Origin of the sequence: Streptomyces sp. NPDC001663 (assembly GCF_042893105.1) — a bacterium.
GTDB lineage: Bacteria > Actinomycetota > Actinomycetes > Streptomycetales > Streptomycetaceae > Streptomyces.
This window is the reverse complement of the sequence record NZ_JBIAUR010000008.1, coordinates 220041-237878: the sequence shown is the minus strand read 5'-3', so window position 1 is coordinate 237878 and position 17838 is coordinate 220041. Positions and strand designations below refer to the sequence as shown.

19 protein-coding genes are annotated in these 17838 nt (G+C 70.1%); 9 read left to right on the top strand and 10 right to left on the bottom strand.

Features of this window, described 5'->3' with window-relative positions:
- Positions 1-49: 49 nt before the first annotated feature.
- Positions 50-1003 (top strand): ROK family glucokinase, encoded by a 954-nt coding sequence (locus tag ACFY1L_RS26265; protein WP_361256473.1) that lies wholly within the window; start codon positions 50-52, stop codon positions 1001-1003.
- A 75-nt stretch (positions 1004-1078) separates the two neighbouring features.
- Positions 1079-1837 carry an endonuclease/exonuclease/phosphatase family protein gene (locus ACFY1L_RS26260; RefSeq protein ID WP_388829031.1) on the top strand — a complete coding sequence of 253 codons (759 nt, stop codon included), beginning with the start codon at positions 1079-1081 and terminating at the stop codon, positions 1835-1837.
- A gap of 68 nt (positions 1838-1905) precedes the next feature.
- Here ACFY1L_RS26260 and ACFY1L_RS26255 read toward each other — a convergent pair whose 3' ends face one another.
- The 4 genes from ACFY1L_RS26255 to ACFY1L_RS26240 form a co-directional block, all read right to left on the bottom strand.
- Entirely contained in the window at positions 1906-2889 is a 984-nt protein-coding gene (locus tag ACFY1L_RS26255; protein ID WP_388829028.1) for a CU044_5270 family protein, read from the bottom strand.
- Positions 2882-3502, bottom strand: a complete 621-nt coding sequence (locus ACFY1L_RS26250; RefSeq protein WP_388829025.1) for an RNA polymerase sigma factor — start codon at positions 3500-3502, stop codon at positions 2882-2884. The genes ACFY1L_RS26255 and ACFY1L_RS26250 overlap by 8 nt, the downstream gene beginning before the upstream one ends.
- Positions 3503-3661: 159 nt before the next feature.
- On the bottom strand, positions 3662-4225 hold the full coding sequence (locus ACFY1L_RS26245) for a hypothetical protein (RefSeq protein ID WP_388829022.1): 564 nt from the start codon (positions 4223-4225) through the stop codon (positions 3662-3664).
- On the bottom strand, positions 4218-4997 hold the full coding sequence (locus ACFY1L_RS26240; protein WP_388829858.1) for an alpha/beta hydrolase: 780 nt from the start codon (positions 4995-4997) through the stop codon (positions 4218-4220). Before ACFY1L_RS26240 ends, ACFY1L_RS26245 begins: the two co-directional genes overlap by 8 nt.
- Positions 4998-5170: 173 nt before the next feature.
- Between ACFY1L_RS26240 and ACFY1L_RS26235 the strand changes: the two genes are divergently transcribed.
- From ACFY1L_RS26235 to ACFY1L_RS26220, 4 genes are all read left to right on the top strand, one after another.
- Positions 5171-5914: a lysophospholipid acyltransferase family protein gene (locus tag ACFY1L_RS26235; RefSeq protein WP_388829855.1), complete on the top strand. Its 744-nt coding sequence runs from the start codon at positions 5171-5173 to the stop codon at positions 5912-5914.
- Between the two features lie 43 nt (positions 5915-5957).
- Complete coding sequence (macS, locus tag ACFY1L_RS26230) at positions 5958-7187, top strand: MacS family sensor histidine kinase (RefSeq protein WP_388829018.1); 1230 nt, start codon at positions 5958-5960, stop codon at positions 7185-7187.
- The gene (locus tag ACFY1L_RS26225; protein WP_388829015.1) at positions 7184-7861 is read left to right on the top strand and encodes a response regulator; all 678 of its coding nucleotides are present in this window, start codon (positions 7184-7186) and stop codon (positions 7859-7861) included. The genes macS and ACFY1L_RS26225 overlap by 4 nt, the downstream gene beginning before the upstream one ends.
- A gap of 109 nt (positions 7862-7970) precedes the next feature.
- Positions 7971-8999, top strand: coding sequence for a 6-phosphofructokinase (locus ACFY1L_RS26220; RefSeq protein ID WP_388829013.1), 1029 nt, complete (start codon positions 7971-7973; stop codon positions 8997-8999).
- A 52-nt stretch (positions 9000-9051) separates the two neighbouring features.
- Here the strand turns inward: ACFY1L_RS26220 and ACFY1L_RS26215 are convergent, their stop codons facing one another.
- On the bottom strand, positions 9052-10929 hold the full coding sequence (locus ACFY1L_RS26215; protein ID WP_388829010.1) for an anthranilate synthase family protein: 1878 nt from the start codon (positions 10927-10929) through the stop codon (positions 9052-9054).
- 117 nt (positions 10930-11046) lie between these two features.
- Positions 11047-11103, bottom strand: a complete 57-nt coding sequence (locus ACFY1L_RS26210) for a trp operon leader peptide (protein WP_078912442.1) — start codon at positions 11101-11103, stop codon at positions 11047-11049.
- 109 nt (positions 11104-11212) lie between these two features.
- Between ACFY1L_RS26210 and ACFY1L_RS26205 the strand changes: the two genes are divergently transcribed.
- Positions 11213-12565, top strand: a complete 1353-nt coding sequence (locus ACFY1L_RS26205; protein WP_388829007.1) for a class II 3-deoxy-7-phosphoheptulonate synthase — start codon at positions 11213-11215, stop codon at positions 12563-12565.
- A gap of 166 nt (positions 12566-12731) precedes the next feature.
- Entirely contained in the window at positions 12732-12980 is a 249-nt protein-coding gene (locus ACFY1L_RS26200) for a bacterioferritin-associated ferredoxin (RefSeq protein ID WP_388829004.1), read from the top strand.
- On the opposite strand, the gene bfr is transcribed toward ACFY1L_RS26200, so the two are convergent.
- Complete coding sequence (bfr, locus tag ACFY1L_RS26195) at positions 12977-13456, bottom strand: bacterioferritin (RefSeq protein WP_388829001.1); 480 nt, start codon at positions 13454-13456, stop codon at positions 12977-12979. The two genes, ACFY1L_RS26200 and bfr, sit on opposite strands and share 4 nt — an antisense overlap.
- Before the next feature lie 174 nt (positions 13457-13630).
- On the opposite strand from bfr, the gene ACFY1L_RS26190 reads away from it, so the two are divergent.
- Positions 13631-14278, top strand: a complete 648-nt coding sequence (locus ACFY1L_RS26190) for a sulfite oxidase-like oxidoreductase (RefSeq protein WP_388828998.1) — start codon at positions 13631-13633, stop codon at positions 14276-14278.
- Between the two features lie 22 nt (positions 14279-14300).
- Here ACFY1L_RS26190 and ACFY1L_RS26185 read toward each other — a convergent pair whose 3' ends face one another.
- From ACFY1L_RS26185 to pknB, 3 genes are all read right to left on the bottom strand, one after another.
- The gene (locus ACFY1L_RS26185; RefSeq protein ID WP_388828995.1) at positions 14301-14795 is read right to left on the bottom strand and encodes a DUF4396 domain-containing protein; all 495 of its coding nucleotides are present in this window, start codon (positions 14793-14795) and stop codon (positions 14301-14303) included.
- Between the two features lie 76 nt (positions 14796-14871).
- Positions 14872-15750 carry a deoxyribonuclease IV gene (locus ACFY1L_RS26180; RefSeq protein ID WP_388828992.1) on the bottom strand — a complete coding sequence of 293 codons (879 nt, stop codon included), beginning with the start codon at positions 15748-15750 and terminating at the stop codon, positions 14872-14874.
- Between the two features lie 67 nt (positions 15751-15817).
- Positions 15818-17749, bottom strand: a complete 1932-nt coding sequence (gene pknB / locus ACFY1L_RS26175) for a Stk1 family PASTA domain-containing Ser/Thr kinase (RefSeq protein ID WP_388828989.1) — start codon at positions 17747-17749, stop codon at positions 15818-15820.
- Positions 17750-17838 lie beyond the last annotated feature (89 nt).

Genomic DNA, 17838 nt, shown 5'->3' with positions numbered 1-17838 from the left:
CCTCGGGTACGGTTGGCCGTAGCGGGGCTCGACCGAAACTGAGGGATTCATGGGACTCACCATCGGCGTCGACATCGGCGGTACCAAGATCGCGGCCGGTGTGGTCGACGAGGAAGGCAACATCCTCTCGACCCACAAGGTGCCGACCCCGGGTACGCCCGAGGCGATCGTGGACGCCATCGCCTCCGCCGTGGAGGGCGCACGCGCCGGGCACGAGATCGTCGGCGTGGGCATCGGCGCCGCCGGTTATGTGAACCGGCAGCGCTCGGAGGTCTACTTCGCGCCCAACATCGACTGGCGCAACGAGCCGCTCCAGGAGAAGGTCCAGGCCCGCGTCGGCCTCCCGGTCGTCGTGGAGAACGACGCCAACGCGGCCGCGTGGGGCGAGTACAAGTTCGGCGCAGGCAAGGGCCACCGCAACGTCATCTGCATCACCCTCGGCACGGGCCTCGGCGGCGGCATCATCATCGGCAACAAGCTGCGCCGCGGCCACTTCGGCGTCGCCGCCGAGTTCGGCCACATCCGCATGGTCCCGGACGGCCTGCTGTGCGGCTGCGGCTCGCAGGGCTGCTGGGAGCAGTACGCCTCCGGGCGCGCCCTCGTCAGATACGCCAAGCAGCGTGCCAACGCCACGCCGGAGAACGCCGAGATCCTGCTCGGCCTCGGTGACGGCAGTCCCGAGGGCATCGAGGGCAAGCACATTTCCATGGCCGCCCGCCAGGGCGACCCGGTCGCCGTCGACTCCTACCGCGAGCTCGCCCGCTGGGCCGGCGCCGGCCTCGCCGACCTGGCCTCCCTCTTCGACCCCTCCGCCTTCATCGTCGGCGGCGGCCTCTCCGACGAGGGCGAACTGGTCCTCGACCCGATCCGCAAGTCCTACAAGCGCTGGCTGGTGGGCGGCAACTGGCGCCCGGTCGCGGACGTCATCGCAGCCCAGCTGGGCAACAAGGCGGGCCTGGTGGGCGCGGCGGACCTGGCCCGGGAGCCCGACCCGATCATGTAGCACCAGTTGGTTTCGTACGACCGTGCCCGCCGAGCCCACCCCCGGGACGGCGGGCCTCGTCGTATGTTGATCGCCATGGCGACCTCGATCCCGCTGCTGCCCAACTCCCGTACCGAACCCGACGGTTCAGCCGTCATCCGCGTCCTCAGCTACAACATCCGCTCCATGCGTGACGACACCCGCGCCCTCGCCCGGGTGATCACCGCCTGCGCCCCCGACCTGGTCCTGATCCAGGAAGCCCCCCGCTTCTTCCGCTGGCGCAAGAAGCTGGCCCGGCTGGCGGCGGCCTCCGGCCAGGTCATCCTCACGGGTGGGGCGACAGCAGCGGGCCCGGCGATCCTGTGCAACCTGAGGGCCACCGTGGAGCGGACGGAAGACGTGCTCCTCCCGCTCACCCCAGGCCAGCACCGACGCGGCTTCGCCACCGCCGTCGTCCGCTTCGGCGCCGCCCGCCTCGGTGTCCTGAGCTGCCATCTGTCCCTGCAGAAGGACGAGCGGTACGAGCAGGGCGGCATGCTCCTGGACCGTCTCGCCGGCCTGGGCGCAGAGCATGCGATCGCCGGCGGCGACCTCAACGACCGCCCCACCGGCCGCACCTTCAAGCGCCTCGCCGACGGTCTCCAGGACTGCTGGACCACCGCCCCCTGGGGCAGCGAGTTCACCTTCACGCCGGTCACGCCCTTCCAGCGCATCGACGCGATCTTCGCCACCAAGGGCATCGAGGTGCTGGGCTGCGGGGTTCCGCTGGGGCATCCCGGGGTGGCCGAGACCGACCTCGTGAGGGCCACGGATCACCTGCCCGTGCTGGCCGCACTTCACGTGCCCGCGGCCTGAACCACGCCTGCTGCCCCGAGGGCGGCCACCCACCTCCCGGTCCTGGCCGCCCTCGAAGTCCCCGCCGCCTAGCCCTCGGCGGACGGCCGTACCTTCGCCTTGTCGACGATCGCCCAACTGTCCAGGTACGACAGCTGGATGTAGGTCTTCATGTCCTTGCCGTCACCGGAGGTGCGCGTGTCCCGGAACCCCAGGAACGCGTATGTCTCCGGATCGAAGATCATCGTGCCGAGGGTCACCCGCCCGCTGTAGGTGATCCCGATGCCCACCCGCCCGCGGGCGTCCTTGACCCCGTGCGTCGCCTTGACTCCCGGGATCTTCCCCAGCGCCTCGTACGCGGCCGCCCGCAGCCCCGGCGGCATGACCGGGACCCGGTACAGCAGCCCCTGCAGACTGAAGTTGATCATTTCCCACTCGTCGGCCCTGATGGGCTTCGAGTAGTCCGGCGTCCTGTCGAACGGGTCCCGCATGGCCTTGAGCAGCTTGTCGGGATCCGTCGGCAGCTTCGACAGCAGCGTCCAGTCCTGCGTCGGCCACACGCGCTCGTTGCCCTTCAGCGGGGGCGACCACCAGCCCTTGCCGATCTCCATCACCCAGGAGCGCTGCGAGCCGTCGACCGACCGCCAGTCCTCGTCGACGTACGTCTTCGTGGTCCCCGTGCCCTTCTCGGTCTCCTTGATGATCTCCTTGGAGTAGATGAACTGGTCGTCCCGCGGGGCGACCTGCCTCTCGTGCGCGCGCTGATAGGCGGCCGCCTTCGTCAGCACCGTCCGCGCGCTCACGTTCTCCAGCGCCGGCGCGCTACTGGCGGGCGGCGTGGCCGTCCGGGTCGGCGGCCCGTCGTCGTGCACGGCGACCAGGACGGTCCCGGCGACCGCGGCGGCCACCAGGCCGGTCAGCGCGATACGGAGGACGGGCCGCCGGCGTCGTACGGCGACCGGCGTCGGCTCCCGCATCGCCCTGAGCAGCCGGGCCCGGACCCGGGTGCGGGTCTCCTCGTCGAGCGGGGGTGCCCCCGCGTCCCATTCGCGCAGTTGATCGAGGTCATGCATGGGCGTCTGCCTCCCGGAGAGCTGTCGGATCGGTGCCGCCCAGTGCTTCGCGCAATCTGCTGCGGGCCCGGTGCAGCCGCGATCTGACCGTGCCGACCGGCACTCCGAGGGCCACGGCCGCCTCCTCGTAGTCGAGGCCGCCCCAGGCCACCAGAAGGACCACATCGCGATGCCGGGCGGACAGCCCGGCCAGCGCGGCCGCCAGATCCCGACGCACCCCCGTGGCACCGGCCCTGGCGACCGCGCGGTCCGCGACCGGTTCCTCGTGTTCGACCGGCACCGGCACCTGGGCGAGCGCCTTGAAGCGGCGCGCCTCGGCCCGGCGGTGCCGTCCCACGAGGTTGGTCGCGATGCCGAACAGCCACGGGCGGGCGTCGGCACGCGTGAGGTCATAGGTCTCGCGTCTCTGGAAGGCGGTGACGAAGGTCTCCGCCATCAGATCCTCCGCCGCCTCGGGACCGAGCCGCCTGGCCGCGTAACGGTGCACGGCGTCGGCGTGGCGGTCGTAGAGCGCGGCGAATGCTTCGGGCTCGTCCCGGGACCGCTCGATCACGCGGGCGTCACTCTCCCCGCGATCCTCCGCGCGGGTGCCGACGCCCGGTCCGACGGTCATCGGGGCTCCTTTCGTTCGTCCGAACGCCTCGAAGGCTTGGGCTCGTTCGTGCTGTTGTCACTCCTCCTTCGCCGCAGCGGCGGATCGAGTTCCATTCGCACGCACCAGGGCCCGCCCGGAAGTTCCGGGCGGGCCCTCGAACGATCGGAGACGGGCGCGTCAGACCACTGCGCCGCGCCCCGGATCCCCGTCATCGTCGTCGTCCGTCTTCATCCGCATCACCAGCGTGGCGAACCCGCCCAGGAAGCCGCCGATGCCGAGCGTGGCGAGCCACCAGGTCATGTCCCAGCCGAACAGCACCGCCAGCAGCAGCAGGATCGGACCGCCGATCACCCCGAGCCAGGCGAACTTCGAGGTCGCGTCGGCCTCGGGCAGCGGCGGCGGCTCCGGCGGTACGAAGTGGCCCTCGTCGTCCTCGTCGAAGTCGTCCTCGGCCGGCTCGGTGGTCGTGTAGTCGCGCGGGCCGACGCCGGGCGCGAAGGAGACGGAGCCGCCGAGCGGCTTGGCCGGCTTCTCCTGCTTCGGTGCGTCGGCCTCGGGCTCGTCCGTGTTCGGCTCGGGCAGGGCCAGGTCCTCCACCGACCTGAAGGGCTTGGTGCCCGGCGGGTCCTTGGGCTCCTCGCCGTACCCGGCGACGATCGCGGCCCAGGCGGCGTCCTCGTCGAACGGGACGCCCTGCTCCTCCGGCTCGCGGTCCTCGCGATCCGAGTCGTGCTCAGCCACCTGCGGCCGTCCCTTCCTTGCCGAGACTGGGTGCGAGCCGGCCGATGAACGCGAGGCTCTCCTCGAAAATCCGGTCCGCGTCGTGGTCCAACGTCGCGACGTGGTAGCTCTGTTCCAGCAGGATCTCCGTCACGTCCCGCGACGACACCCGGCCGAGGATCCGCGCCGAGTCGGCCGGCGGCACGACATGGTCCTGCGGGCTGTGCAGAAGCAGCAGCGGCTGCGTGACCTGCGGCAGCTCGCCGTCGACCAGCCGGAAGAAGTTCCGCAGGGAGTGCGCCGCGTGCAGCGGCACCTTGTCGTAGCCCAGCTCGGCGCTGCCCTCCTTGGCGATGTCGCTGGCGATCCCCTTCGTCGTACGGACGAAGTGCCGGGCCACCGGGAGGGCGTACGCGGAAAGGCCGTGCACCTTGTTCGCGGGGTTGACGACCGCGACGCCGCTGACCGCGTCCCCGTGCCGCGCGGCCAGGCGCAGCGCGAGCGCCCCGCCCATGGACAGGCCGGCCACGAAGACCTGCTCGCAGCGCTCGATCAGGGCGCGCAGCTCGCGGTCCACCTCCGCGTACCAGTCCTGCCAGCCGGTGAGCTGCATGTCCTCCCAGCGCGTGCCGTGGCCGGGCAGCAGCGGCAGCGAGACTGTCAGGCCCTGCTCGGCGAGGTACTCCGCCCAGGGGCGCAGCGACTGCGGGGAACCGGTGAAGCCGTGGCAGAGGAGGACGCCGACCTCCCCGCCCTCATGGCGGTACGGCTCGGCTCCAGGAAGGACCGGCACCATCGGTCTCCTGTTCATGAGAGTGACTGTTCATGAGAGTGACGTGAAGTCCAGGTGTGCTTCACCGTACGCGACCGCACTGACACCGACCAGGGCCGTCGGCTCCTTTGGCAGTGCGCCGGGTTAAGGTCTGACCGACGGAAACAGGAGGCACTCGGTTGTTGTACGGCACGATGAAGGTCGCCATCGGGGGACCGCTGAAGGTCGCCTTCAGACCCTGGGTGGAAGGCCTGGAGAACATTCCGGCCGAGGGTGCCGCCATCCTGGCGAGCAATCACCTCTCCTTCTCCGACTCGTTCTTCCTGCCCGCGGTCCTCGACCGCAAGGTCACCTTCATCGCGAAGGCGGAGTACTTCACCACGCCCGGCGTGAAGGGCAGGCTGACGGCCGCCTTCTTCAAGGGCGTGGGCCAGCTCCCGGTGGACCGCTCCGGCGCGCGCGGCGCGGGCGAGGCGGCGATCAAGAGCGGCCTCGAGGTCCTGGAGCGCGGCGAGCTGTTCGGGATCTACCCGGAGGGCACGCGCTCGCCCGACGGCCGCCTCTACCGGGGCAAGCCCGGCGGCCTCGCGCGCGTGGCGCTCGCCTCCGGCGCGCCGGTCATCCCGGTCGCGATGATCGACACGGAGAAGATCCAGCCGCCGGGCAAGGTCATGCCCAAGCTGATGCGCCCCGGCATCCGCATCGGCGAGCCCCTCGACTTCAGCCGCTACCAGGGCATGGAGCACGACCGTTTCGTGCTGCGCGCGCTGACCGACGAGGTCATGTACGAGATCATGAAGCTCTCCGGCCAGGAGTACGTCGACATGTACGCGACCGCGGCCAAGCGGCAGATCGCGGATGCGGCGAAGGCCGAGAAGGAACAGGCCAAGGAACTGGCCAAGAAGGAACAGGCCAACAAGGAGAAGTCCGGGGCCTAGGCTCTTGCCCGTGCGGGGGGCCTTTCTTGTGGGGGGTGGGGAGATGGCCAGGCGCGAGCGGGTCATGAGAATGTCGGTCGAGCAGCCGCTGTGGCGTGCGCTCACCGCGTACCGGGTGCTCACGATGCTGTACGCGGTCGGCCTGTTCGCCACCGCCTACGACGAGTACGACCACGCGGGCGTCGCCATCGTCTACTACGTCGTCCTGTTCCTCTGGACCCTCGCCACCCTGCCCCGCGTCCAGAGCGCGGCCGCCTGTACCAAGCGCTTCCTCGCCGTCGACCTCGCCATCGCGCTCACCGGCATCCTGCTCACCCCGCTCGCGGTCAACGAGCAGCACATCCAGAGCGGCGGCCCCACCCTGCCGTCGATATGGACCGCCGGCTCGGTCCTCGCGTACGCCATCAAGGGCGGCTGGCGCTGGGCCGCGTTCGCCTCCACACCGGTCGCCGCCGCCAACCTCATCGAGCGCGGCGCCCCCGCGCGCGACACCGTCCACAACGTGATCCTCGTCTGGGTCGCCTCCATCGCCATCGGCTACGTCGTCGAGGTCGCCCGCGCCTCCGAGCGCACCCTCGCCCGTGCCCTGGAGATCGAGGCCGCGACGAGGGAGCGGGAGCGGCTCGCCCGGGACATCCACGACGGTGTGCTGCAGGTGCTGGCCATGGTGCAGCGGCGCGGTGCCGTCATCGGCGGCGAGGCAGGCGAGCTGGGCCGGATGGCCGGCGAGCAGGAGGTGGCGCTGCGCACGCTGGTCTCCGGAGGCCTGCTGCCCGTCTCGCGGGCGTCGGAGGACGCCGCCGAGGGGGCGGTCGTACGAGCCGTCGACGAGCCCTCGTACGACGAGGACAGCCCCGTGGACCTGCGTGCGATCCTCGCCCCGTACGCCGCGGCGAAGGTCAGCTTCGCCGAGCCCGGCGCTCCGGTGCTGCTGCCCGCGCCCGCCGCGAAGGAGCTGGCCGCGGCCGTCGGCGCCGCCCTGGACAACGTACGCAGGCATGCCGGCGAGGACGCGCGCGCGTGGATCCTCGTCGAGGACGAGCCCGACGAGGTCGTGGTGACCGTACGGGACGACGGACCCGGCATCCCCGAAGGGCGCCTCGCGCAGGCCGAGGGGGAGGGGCGGCTCGGTGTCGCTCTGTCGATCCGCGGCCGGCTGCGCGAACTCGGCGGCAGCGCCGACCTGATCTCGGTGCCCGGGCAGGGCACGGAGGTCGAACTGAAGGTACCGAAGAACGCGAAGGACCCACGGGGGAAGGCGGGGCATCGATGAGTGAGCAGCAGGGCCCGATCAAGGTCATGGTGGTCGACGACCACCCCATGTGGCGCGACGCCGTCGCCCGCGACCTGACCGAGTCCGGCTTCGACGTGGTCGCCACCGCGGGCGACGGCGACCAGGCCGTACGCCGCGCCAAGGCCGCCGCGCCGGACGTGCTCGTGCTCGACCTGAACCTGCCGTTGAAGCCCGGCGTCCAGGTCTGCAAGGAACTCGTCGGCCACAACCCGGCGTTGCGCGTCCTGGTCCTCTCCGCGAGCGGCGAGCACGCCGACGTACTGGAAGCGGTGAAGTCCGGCGCGACCGGCTATCTGCTGAAGTCGGCGTCGACCGAGGAGCTGCTGGACGCGGTGTGCCGCACGGCCGTCGGCGACCCGGTGTTCACGCCCGGCCTGGCCGGACTGGTCCTGGGCGAGTACCGCCGCCTGGCCTCCGAGCCCGCGCCCTCCGCCGACGCCGACGATCCCAAGGTCCCGCAGCTCACCGACCGCGAGACCGAGGTACTGCGGCTGGTCGCCAAGGGGCTGAGCTACAAGCAGATCGCCGAACGCCTGGTCATCTCCCACCGCACGGTCCAGAACCACGTCCAGAACACCCTCGGCAAGCTGCAGCTGCACAACAGGGTGGAACTCGTGCGGTACGCGATCGAGCGCGGACTTGACGACGAGTAAACCAACGTCCTGCTGATTCACCGGAATTGCCCTTCCCGCCCATCCCTCTGTGACCTGGATCACCATTAGCGTGGCCTTCACCAGGCAACCGCGGCGAAGGGACATTTCCATGCGGGTCGGAGTACTGACCGGAGGCGGCGACTGCCCCGGGCTCAACGCCGTCATCCGGGGCATCGTCCGCAAGGGCGTGCAGGAGTACGGCTATGACTTCGTCGGCTTCCGGGACGGCTGGCGAGGACCCCTCGAGGGCGACACCGTGCGCCTCGACATCCCCGCCGTGCGCGGCATCCTGCCCCGCGGCGGCACCATCCTCGGCTCCTCGCGCACGAATCCGCTGAAGCAGGAGAACGGCATCCGCCGTATCAAGGAGAACCTCGCCAAGCTGGAGGTCGAGGCGCTCATCGCCATCGGCGGCGAGGACACCCTGGGCGTCGCCGCCCGCCTCAACGACGAGTACGGCGTCCCCGTCGTCGCGGTACCGAAGACCATCGACAACGACCTCTCCGCCACCGACTACACCTTCGGCTTCGACACCGCCGTCGGCATCGCCACCGAGGCCATCGACCGCCTGCACACCACCGCCGAGTCCCACATGCGCGTCCTCGTCTGCGAGGTGATGGGCCGTCACGCCGGCTGGATCGCGCTCCACTCCGGGCTCGCGGGCGGCGCCAACGTCATCCTCATCCCCGAGCAGCGCTTCGACGTCGACCAGGTGTGCGCCTGGATCACCTCCCGCTTCAAGGCGTCGTACGCGCCGATCGTGGTCGTCGCCGAGGGCGCCATGCCCAAGGACGGCGACATGGTCCTCAAGGACCAGTCGCTGGACTCCTTCGGCCACGTCCGCCTGTCCGGCGTCGGCGAATGGCTGGCCAAGGAGATCGAGAAGCGCACTGGCAAGGAGGCCCGGACCACCGTCCTCGGCCACATCCAGCGCGGCGGCACCCCCAGCGCCTTCGACCGCTGGCTCGCCACCCGCTTCGGCCTGCACGCCATCGACGCCGTCCGCGAGGGCGACTTCGGCAAGATGGTCGCCCTGCGCGGCACCGACATCGTCCGGGTCCCGATCGCGGACGCCACGGCCAAGCTGAAGACGGTCGATCCGAAGCTGTACGAGGAGGTCGGAGTCTTCTTCGGCTGATCCTTCGGCCGGCGAGGGAACGGAAGTCTGGGGGCTGCGAGCCCCCAGACGGCTATACGGTCGTGTTGCGCAACTGGCCCACCAACTGCCGTACGACCGCTGCCCCGTTGAGCGTCAGGATCGACTCCGGGTGGAACTGCACGCCGGCGAATCCGGGCCCCCGTACGGCATGCACCTCCCCGTTGCCCGCCCGGCTCACCTCCACCCCGTGCGCGGACAGCTCCTTGGCCACCTCGTCGTCGCAGCGCGCCACGAAGCTGTTGTAGAAGCCGACTGTCTCGGCCCGCCCGAACAGCTCGATCGTCGTCTGCGCCCCCTGGTACGGCACTTCCTTCCGTACGATCTCCAGGCCCAGCTCGGCCGCGATCAGCTCGTGCCCGAGGCAGACGCCGAGCACGCCGTGCCGGTGCTCGCGGATCACCTCGGCGGTCAGCTCCCGCAGGAACTGCATCTTCGGATCGTCCAGGTCGCAGGGGTCACCGGGGCCGGGGCCCAGCACGAGCGGCCCCTCGTGCACGAGCACCGCCTCCCGCAGCCCGGGCTCGTCGTAGCGCCGGACGGTCACCTCCAGGCCGCTCGACCGCAGCACGTGCGCGAGCATCGCCGTGAAGGTGTCCTCGGCGTCGACGACCAGGGCGTGTCCGGCGAGTTCCGCGGACCGCTCCTGCATCCGCAGCCAGAACGGCGCGAGCGAGGCCCGGCGCCCGTCGAGCGCGGCACGCACGCGTGGATCGTCGGAGAGACGTACGCGCGCGTGCTCCGCACGCGGCCGGGACGGCCGTACGCCGAGAGCCGCCAGCACTCCCGCCGCCTTCGCGTGCGTCTCCGCGACCTCGCTCGCCGGGTCCGACCCGCGCACCAGCGTGGCGCCGACGGGCACCCGCAGCCGCCCGTCCGAGGAGATGTCCGCGGTGCGGATGAGGATGGGGGAGTCGAGGGTCTGAGCGCCGGCTGATCCTTCCCGCCCGCCACCCGCGTACCGGCCGAGCAGCGCCAGCGCGCCCGCGTAGTAGCCGCGCCCGCCGACCTCGTGCCGCTCGATGACCCGGCAGGCGTTCTGCACCGGCGACCCGGTGACGGTCGCCGCGAACATGGTCTCCTTCAGGACCTCCCGCACATCCAGCGTGGACTTGCCGCGCAACTCGTACTCGGTGTGCGCGAGATGGGCCATCTCCTTCAGCCGCGGGCCGACGACCACCCCGCCCATGTCGCCGACGGTGCACATCATCTTGAGCTCCTCGTCGACGACCATCGACAGCTCCTCGATCTCCTTGCCGTCGGCGAGGAAGTCCAGCAGGTGCTCGGGGGTCGGCCCCTCGGCGGGATATCGGTACGTCCCGCTGATCGGGTTCATGACGACCGTGCCGCCGGACATCCGCACATGCACCTCGGGACTGGCCCCGACCAGCGTGCGCTCGCCGGTGTGCACGACGAACGTCCAGTACGCGCCCCGCTCGCCCTCCAGCAGCCGCCGGAACAGCGCGAGGGCGTCCGTGCGGGAGAACCCCGGGATCCTGCCCTCGTACGTCCGCCGGATCACGAAGTTGGCGCCCTCGCCCTGCCCGATCTCCTCCCGCAGCACCCGCCCGACGATCTCGCCGTACTCCTCGTCGTCGACGTCGAAGCCCCCGTCCTCGACGCGCACGTCCTGTGCCGGGAGCTGTTCCAGGGCCTCGGCGAGCGGGATCTCGTACGACTCCTCGGGGGTGAGGAAGGTCAAGGGCGTCCCGTCGTCACGGACGTCGAAGCCGCGTTCGCGGATCTGGCGGTAAGGGACGAGCGCGAGGCCCTCGTCGGGGAGATCGGCGAGGCGGTCGTACGTGGTGACCGGGCCGAGGAGCAGCTCGACCGTGTGCTCGTCGTGGCCGGGGGTGCGGCGGCGGAGCAGGGCGAAAGGGCGGGGGTCGTGCAGGAGCCGTACGAGATCCATGGTTCCTCTTCCGTCGATGTCGAGTCGATGTCGATGTCGATGTCGGTGAGGAACGACCCCGGAAACGCCGAAGGCCGCCCCTCGGGCGGCCTTCGCGAAGTCTTGCGTACGCGCTAGTCAGTGGGCCGCCGGATGAGCGGTCCACCACCAGTTCTGGGTCGAAAGCGCGAACATGCGAGGCACCCTACCGCACCACCGAGCCCGCCGTCCGGACCGTGATCCCTCCGTCTCACCAGACGAGCAGGGGGAAAATCAGTCGACACGACCCCGTAATGTTTACGGGGTGACCGTGAACGCTAAGACCAGCGCGAGCGCTGGCAACACCTGGCGAGACCTGCCCGCGGCGCAGCAGCCCGAGTACCCCGACACCGAGGCTCTGCGCGCAGTGATCGCGGACCTCGAGTCGTATCCGCCGCTCGTCTTCGCGGGCGAGTGCGACCAGCTGCGCGCCCGGATGGCGGCCGTCGCCAAGGGAGAGGCGTTCCTCCTCCAGGGCGGCGACTGCGCCGAGGCCTTCGACGCGGTGTCCGCGGACCACATCCGCAACAAGCTCAAGACCCTGCTGCAGATGGGCGCCGTGCTGACGTACGCCGCCTCGGTGCCGGTCGTGAAGGTCGGCCGCATCGCCGGCCAGTACTCCAAGCCGCGCTCCAAGGGCACCGAGACCCGCGACGGCGTGACGCTCCCGACCTACCGGGGCGACTCGGTCAACGGCTTCGACTTCAACGAGGCGGCCCGCATCCCGGACCCCGAGCGCCTGAAGCGGATGTACAACGCCTCCGCCTCCACGCTCAACCTGGTGCGCGCCTTCACCACGGGTGGGTACGCGGACCTGCGCCAGGTGCACGCCTGGAACCAGGACTTCGTGAAGTCGTCCCCGTCCGGCCAGCGCTACGAGCAGCTGGCCCGCGAGATCGACAACGCGCTGAACTTCATGCGGGCCTGCGGCACCGACCCGGAGGAGTTCAAGACGGTCGAGTTCTACTCCTCGCACGAGGCGCTGCTGCTCGACTACGAGTCCGCGCTCACCCGCGTCGACTCCCGCACCGGGCAGCTCTACGACGTGTCCGCGCACATGGTGTGGATCGGTGAGCGCACCCGCCAGCTGGACGGCGCGCACATCGAGTTCGCCTCGAAGATCCGCAACCCGATCGGCATCAAGCTCGGCCCGACCACGACGGCCGAGGAGGCGCTGCAGTACATCGACCGCCTCGACCCCGACCGGGAGCCCGGCCGGCTGACCTTCATCGTCCGCATGGGCGCCGACAAGATCCGCGACAAGCTCCCCGAGCTGGTCGAGAAGGTCACCGCCTCCGGCGCCACCGTGGCCTGGGTGACCGACCCGATGCACGGCAACACCTTCGAGGCGGCCTCCGGCCACAAGACCCGCCGCTTCGACGACGTGCTCGACGAGGTCAAGGGCTTCTTCGAGGTCCACAAGGGCCTGGGCACCCACCCGGGCGGCATCCACGTCGAGCTCACCGGCGACGACGTCACCGAGTGCGTGGGCGGCGGTGACGAGATCTTCGTCGACGACCTGCACCAGCGCTACGAGACGGCCTGCGACCCGCGCCTGAACCGCAGCCAGTCGCTCGACCTGGCGTTCCTTGTCGCGGAGATGTACAGGGACCAGTGACGGGTTCGCCTGTTACAGGGACATGAATTGGGGCGCGGATCACATACGATCCGCGCCCCACCCCACTTTTACGGTTCCTGTGCGACGGGTAAGGTTAGGTTAGCCTCACCGATCAAGAGGGCACTCGGTAAATCGGTACGGCACGACTTATCGATCCCGGCGGGAGGTGAACCGCGTGTTCGTCTGCAGTTGTTTCGGCATCACAGAGCAGCAGGTCAAGAAGCACGCGGAGGACGGTGCCTGCACTCCCCGCCAGATAGCCTCAGCCTGCAAGGCGGGCACGGACTGCGGTTCCTGCGTCCGTCGTATCCAGGCACTCCTCGGCCGGGGCGCCTGCCCGCGGCGCGAGCTCGTCGAGCAGGGTCAGCCCGTCCTCGCCGAGCTGGACGAGCCCGCATTGGACGAGGCCGCCTAGCTCTCCGGCTGCTCGATCAGCTGGGCGATGTACAGCGCCTCGCCGAGCTTCTCGACCAGTTCCAGCTGGGTGTCGAGGTAGTCGATGTGGTGCTCCTCGTCCTTCAGGATCGACTCGAAGATGTTCGCCGACGTGATGTCGCCCTTGGCCCGCATCACCTCGACGCCCCGCTTGAGACGGTCGATCGCCTCGACCTCGATCTGCCGGTCCGCCTCGAACATCTCCTTGACCGTCTGCCCCACGCGCACATGGAAGAGCCGCTGGTAGTTCGGCAGCCCCTCGAGGAAGAGGATTCGGTCGGTGAGCACCTCGGCGTGCTTCATCTCGTCGAACGACTCGTGCCGGGTGTACTTCGCGAGCTTCGTCCAGCCGAAGTTCTCCTGCATCTTCGCGTGCAGGAAGTACTGGTTGATCGCGGTCAGCTCACCGGTGAGCTGCTCGTTGAGGAATTCGATGACCTCGGGGTCGCCCTGCATCGCAGAGGCTCCTTCCAAGCGGGGGAACTGGCAGGTTGCGCCGCATGATTGCACTGGCGACGAAGATCGTCCAGTAAGTCTTCACTTAGTAAGTAAGTGCATGCTTAGTCGCAATTGCCCCGTTTTGGAAAGGGGTGGTCAAGCGCACTGTTCCCGGTCTGTCAGGATGGAGTCATGGGTCAGCCGGTGGAGCGTGAATCGGGAGAACGCGATTCAGGAGGAGCAGCTCAGCCAGAGCTTCCGCCGGGGCAGCGGCTGCAGCGCGGCTGGCCGGTCACGCACTACGGGCCCGTCCCCAAGTTCCGTCCGGAGCGCTGGGAGTTCAGGGTCTTCGGCGCCACCGCGGACGGCGAGAAGCACTGCTGGACCCATGACGAGTTCGCAGCCCTGCCCTACACCACGGTCGTGGCCGACCTGCACTGCGTCACGAAGTTCAGCATGCTCGGCGCCGAATGGGGCGGCATTCCGGCCCGTACGATCCTCGAGATCGCGCCGCCCGCGCCCGCCGTCACCCATGTGATGGTGTGGGCCGAGTACGGATTCAGCTCCAACCTCCGCCTCGCGGACTTCGCGTCCGAGCGGACCATCTTCGCAACCCACAAGGACGGCGAGCTGCTGACGGCGGAACACGGTTTCCCGCTGCGCCTCGTCGTCCCCCATCTGTACGCCTGGAAGGGCCCCAAGTGGGTGCGCGGTGTGGAGTACATGACCGCCGATCGCCGCGGTTTCTGGGAGGAGCGCGGCTACCACAACGTCGGCGACCCGTGGAAGGAACAGCGCTACTCCTACCAGGAGGAGCCCGGGGACGGCCCCGAGCTCTGACTCCCGGCGTCTTGCGGGTACCTCAGTGGAACTGGTGCACCACCGCGTGGCCCTTGCCGCGCCCGATCATCCACTTGTTGACCGGCACGGTGACCACGAAGGCGATCACGAGCGAGAGCGCGAGCGAGATCCAGAACAGCGCGTCGGCCAGCTCCGCGTCCATCGCGTCCGGCCACAGGACGATCACGCCGTTGTCGATCAGCTCCATCACGGCGATGGACAGCGTGTCCGCGGCCAGCGCCACCCGGAAGGCCGCGCGGAAGCCGAGGCCGGCCTTCAGTACCCCGCGCAGGGTGAGCGAGTAGCCGAAGAAGAACGCGAGGACGATCGCCAGGACCGTCGTCGGGGCGTTGCCCCAGCCCAGCGCGGTGCCGATCACCATGCCGAGCACCTCGCCGATGGCGCAGCCGGTGAGGCAGTGGAGCGTGGCCTGGGCGGCCGTGCTCCAGGTCGCGGCCGCCGGGTGATGGTGTGCGTGTGTCTGGTGTGCGTGTGCCTCGTGTGCCTCGTGCTGCATGACTTCCCCCAATGCCAGGTAACGGTTCCTGCACCGAGCAGAAACCGTATACCCCCTGGGGGTATTCCGGAACGGGTTATGAATCGCGCAGTTTCTTCAGCCGCTCCACGTCCGCCGCATGCCCCTCCTTGCCGCCGGGCGTCTCGATGATGAGCGGTACGCCCTCGGTCGCGGGGTGGGTCATCAATGCCCGGAACGGGTCCTCGCCGATGTGACCTGCGCCGATGTTCTCGTGCCGGTCCTTGTGCGCGCCGACGACGTCCTTGGAGTCGTTGGCGTGGATCAGCTTCAGCCGGCCCTCGCCGACCGTGTCCACCAGCAGGTCGAGGGTCTGGTGCATGCCGCTCGGCCCGGTCAGGTCGTGCCCGGCCGCGAAGATGTGGCAGGTGTCCAGGCAGACGCCCAGCTTCGGGTGGGCGTCCAGCGCCTCGAAGTACGGCCCGAAGTCCCAGGTTCGCGAGCAGAGCGAGGCGCCCTGCCCGGCCGTCGACTCCAGGAGCAGGAACGGGGCGTCGTCGTGGGTCAGCTCGTCGAGCAGCGGCAGCATGTACTGCCGCACCTGCTTCAGGGCCACGGACCGCTCCCGGCCGCCGGTCGCGCTGCCGGTGTGCACCACCACGCCGAGCGCTCCGATCTCCCGGCCGCGCCGCAGCGAGTGCCGCAGCGAATCCACCGACTTCTCCACGGTCGCCTCGGTGTGCGAGCCGAAGTTGATCAGATACGGGGCATGGACGTACGCCGGGATCGACTCGGCCTCGCACACCGCGCGGAACTCCTCGTCCTGCCGCGGATTGCCGGCGGGCGTGGCCCAGCCGCGCGGGTTGGCGACGAAGACCTGCACGGTCTCGGCCTTCAGGTCGTGGGCGTAGGACAGGCCTACGGAGTGGAGGCCGCCGGCCACGGGGACGTGGCCGCCGACGGGATTGCGGGGCGGGGCAAGGTGCTGGCTCTTCACCCGTTCAGGGTGTCATGCGCCACGACCTGCCCCGGCACCGGATCTCGGGGCGAGCGGCCGGCCGGGATCACCGGATCTTGATGGTGATCGTCGACCCCTTGGGCGCCGTCTCCCCGCCCTCCACCGACTGGCTCTTGACGGTGTCGCCGAACAGGCCCAGCAGACCGCGGTCCTCGTCCACCTGGAAGCCGGCGTCCTCCAGCGCCTTCTTCGCGTCGTCCACGCTGTCGCCGGTGACGTCCGGGACCTCGACCATCTCCGGGCCCTTGGACAGGGTCAGCGTGACCGTGTCGCCGTCGGCGGCCTGGCTGTCGCCCTCGGGTGTCTGCTGGGCGACCTGGCCCTTGTCGTACTCCGAGTTGACCCGCTCGGCGGCGACCTTCACCTTCAGGCCCGCGTCCTCCAGATCGGCCTTCGCGTCCGCCAGGTCCTCGCCGGTGACGTCCGGGACGTCCACCGGACTGCCCTTGCTGACGTCCAGTGCGATCGCCGAGCCGCCGCGCCGCGTGGTGCCTGATTCGGGGTCCGTGGAGATCACGAAGCCCTTGGGGACGTCGTCGCTGAACTCGCGGGTGATCATGCCCGGTTCGAGGCCGGCCTCCTTCAGCCGGGTCCGCGCCTTGTCCAGGCGGTAGCCCTTCACGTCGGGGACCTTCACCGTCTGCGGGCCGTCGGAGATGGTGAGCGACACCGAGGCGTTGTCACGGATGCGGCTGCCGGGCGCCGGGTCCGAGGTGATGACCGTGCCGCGCTTCACCGTGTCGCTGTAGGCGTGCTTGACCGACCCGAGGTCCAGCCCGGCCTTCTGCAGCTGCTGCGTGGCCTGCGTCTGGGTCTTCGCCAGCACCGGCGGGACCTTGGTGAACTGGCCGGAGTTGATGTACCACACGCCCGTGCCGACACCGAGGATCAGCAGTACGGCGGCGACGATCGCGAGCGGACCGCGCCGGGAGCGCGCGCCGCGCCGCCGCGGGGGCGGCGGCGGGGGTGACTCCAGCCGGCTGGTGCGGTGCAGCGCGGGCTCCGGCGCGTCCTCGTTGACCGGCAGCAGCCGCGGCAGCGTCAGCGCGCGCGGGATGACGCTCGTACGGTCCTCGGAGATGTCCAGGTGCTCCGGCGCGAGCGCCTGCGGCGGCATCGCGTCGAGCTGGTCGGTGCTGAGCGCGGCACGCGCCTCGCGGGCCTGCGCGAGCAGCGCCACCGCGTCGTACGGGCGGATGTCGGGGGTGCGCGCGGTGGCCGAGGCGACCAGCTCGTCCAGCTCGTACGGCAGTCCCGGCACGGCGCCCGACGGGGGCGGGACGTCCTCGTGGATGTGCTTGTACAGGACGGTGGCCGGAGAGTCCCCGTAGTGCGGCCGGTCGCCGGTCAGCATCTCGTAGAGGACGACACCGCACGCGTACACGTCGACCCGGGGATCGGCCGTGCCGTGCTCGATCTGCTCCGGCGCGAGGTAGGAGACAGTGCCGAGTACGGTGTCGGTCGTGCTGGTGACCGTGTCCACGGAACGTACGAGGCCGAAGTCGGCGACCTTGACCCGGCCGTCGTCCCCTATCAGCACGTTCTCCGGCTTCATGTCCCGGTGCACGAACCCGGCGCGGTGGGCGGCGCCCAGCGCGGCGAGCACCGGCTCCAGGATGTCCAGGGCGGCGCGCGGCTGCAGCGCCCCGCGCTCGCGCAGCACGTCACGCAGGGTGCACCCGGCGACGTACTCCATGGCGAGATAGACGTACGACCCGTCGGTGCCCTGGTCGAAGACCTGCACCACGTTCGGATGCGCGAGGCGCGCGACCGACTTGGCCTCCCGGATGAACCGCTCGACGAAGGAGCCGTCGGCCGCCAGCGTCGGGTGCATCACCTTGAGCGCGAGCACGCGGTCGAGGCGGGTGTCCAGGGCCCGGTAGACCGTGGCCATCCCGCCGACCGCGATCCGCGCGTCCACGCGGTAGCGCCCGTCGAGCACCTGCCCGACCAGAGGGTCCTGAAGGGTCGTATCCACGCAGGTGAGTGTACGAGCCGCGACTGACAGGGCCGTTGGATCCTGCGGGATCGGGGCGCTACTGCAGCCGAGCTGTGACGGACGTCGCA

Bases quoted from the DNA above. Each gene is read 5' to 3' on its own strand.
- ACFY1L_RS26265 (WP_361256473.1), top strand. From the start codon at position 50: ATGGGACTCACCATCGGCGTCGACATCGGCGGTACCAAGATCGCGGCC.
- ACFY1L_RS26260 (WP_388829031.1), top strand. From the start codon at position 1,079: ATGGCGACCTCGATCCCGCTGCTGCCCAACTCCCGTACCGAACCCGAC.
- ACFY1L_RS26255 (WP_388829028.1), bottom strand. From the start codon at position 2,889: ATGCATGACCTCGATCAACTGCGCGAATGGGACGCGGGGGCACCCCCG.
- ACFY1L_RS26250 (WP_388829025.1), bottom strand. From the start codon at position 3,502: ATGACCGTCGGACCGGGCGTCGGCACCCGCGCGGAGGATCGCGGGGAG.
- ACFY1L_RS26235 (WP_388829855.1), top strand. From the start codon at position 5,171: ATGAAGGTCGCCATCGGGGGACCGCTGAAGGTCGCCTTCAGACCCTGG.
- macS (WP_388829018.1), top strand. From the start codon at position 5,958: ATGGCCAGGCGCGAGCGGGTCATGAGAATGTCGGTCGAGCAGCCGCTG.
- ACFY1L_RS26225 (WP_388829015.1), top strand. From the start codon at position 7,184: ATGAGTGAGCAGCAGGGCCCGATCAAGGTCATGGTGGTCGACGACCAC.
- ACFY1L_RS26220 (WP_388829013.1), top strand. From the start codon at position 7,971: ATGCGGGTCGGAGTACTGACCGGAGGCGGCGACTGCCCCGGGCTCAAC.
- ACFY1L_RS26215 (WP_388829010.1), bottom strand. From the start codon at position 10,929: ATGGATCTCGTACGGCTCCTGCACGACCCCCGCCCTTTCGCCCTGCTC.
- bfr (WP_388829001.1), bottom strand. From the start codon at position 13,456: ATGCAGGGCGACCCCGAGGTCATCGAATTCCTCAACGAGCAGCTCACC.
- ACFY1L_RS26190 (WP_388828998.1), top strand. From the start codon at position 13,631: ATGGGTCAGCCGGTGGAGCGTGAATCGGGAGAACGCGATTCAGGAGGA.
- ACFY1L_RS26185 (WP_388828995.1), bottom strand. From the start codon at position 14,795: ATGCAGCACGAGGCACACGAGGCACACGCACACCAGACACACGCACAC.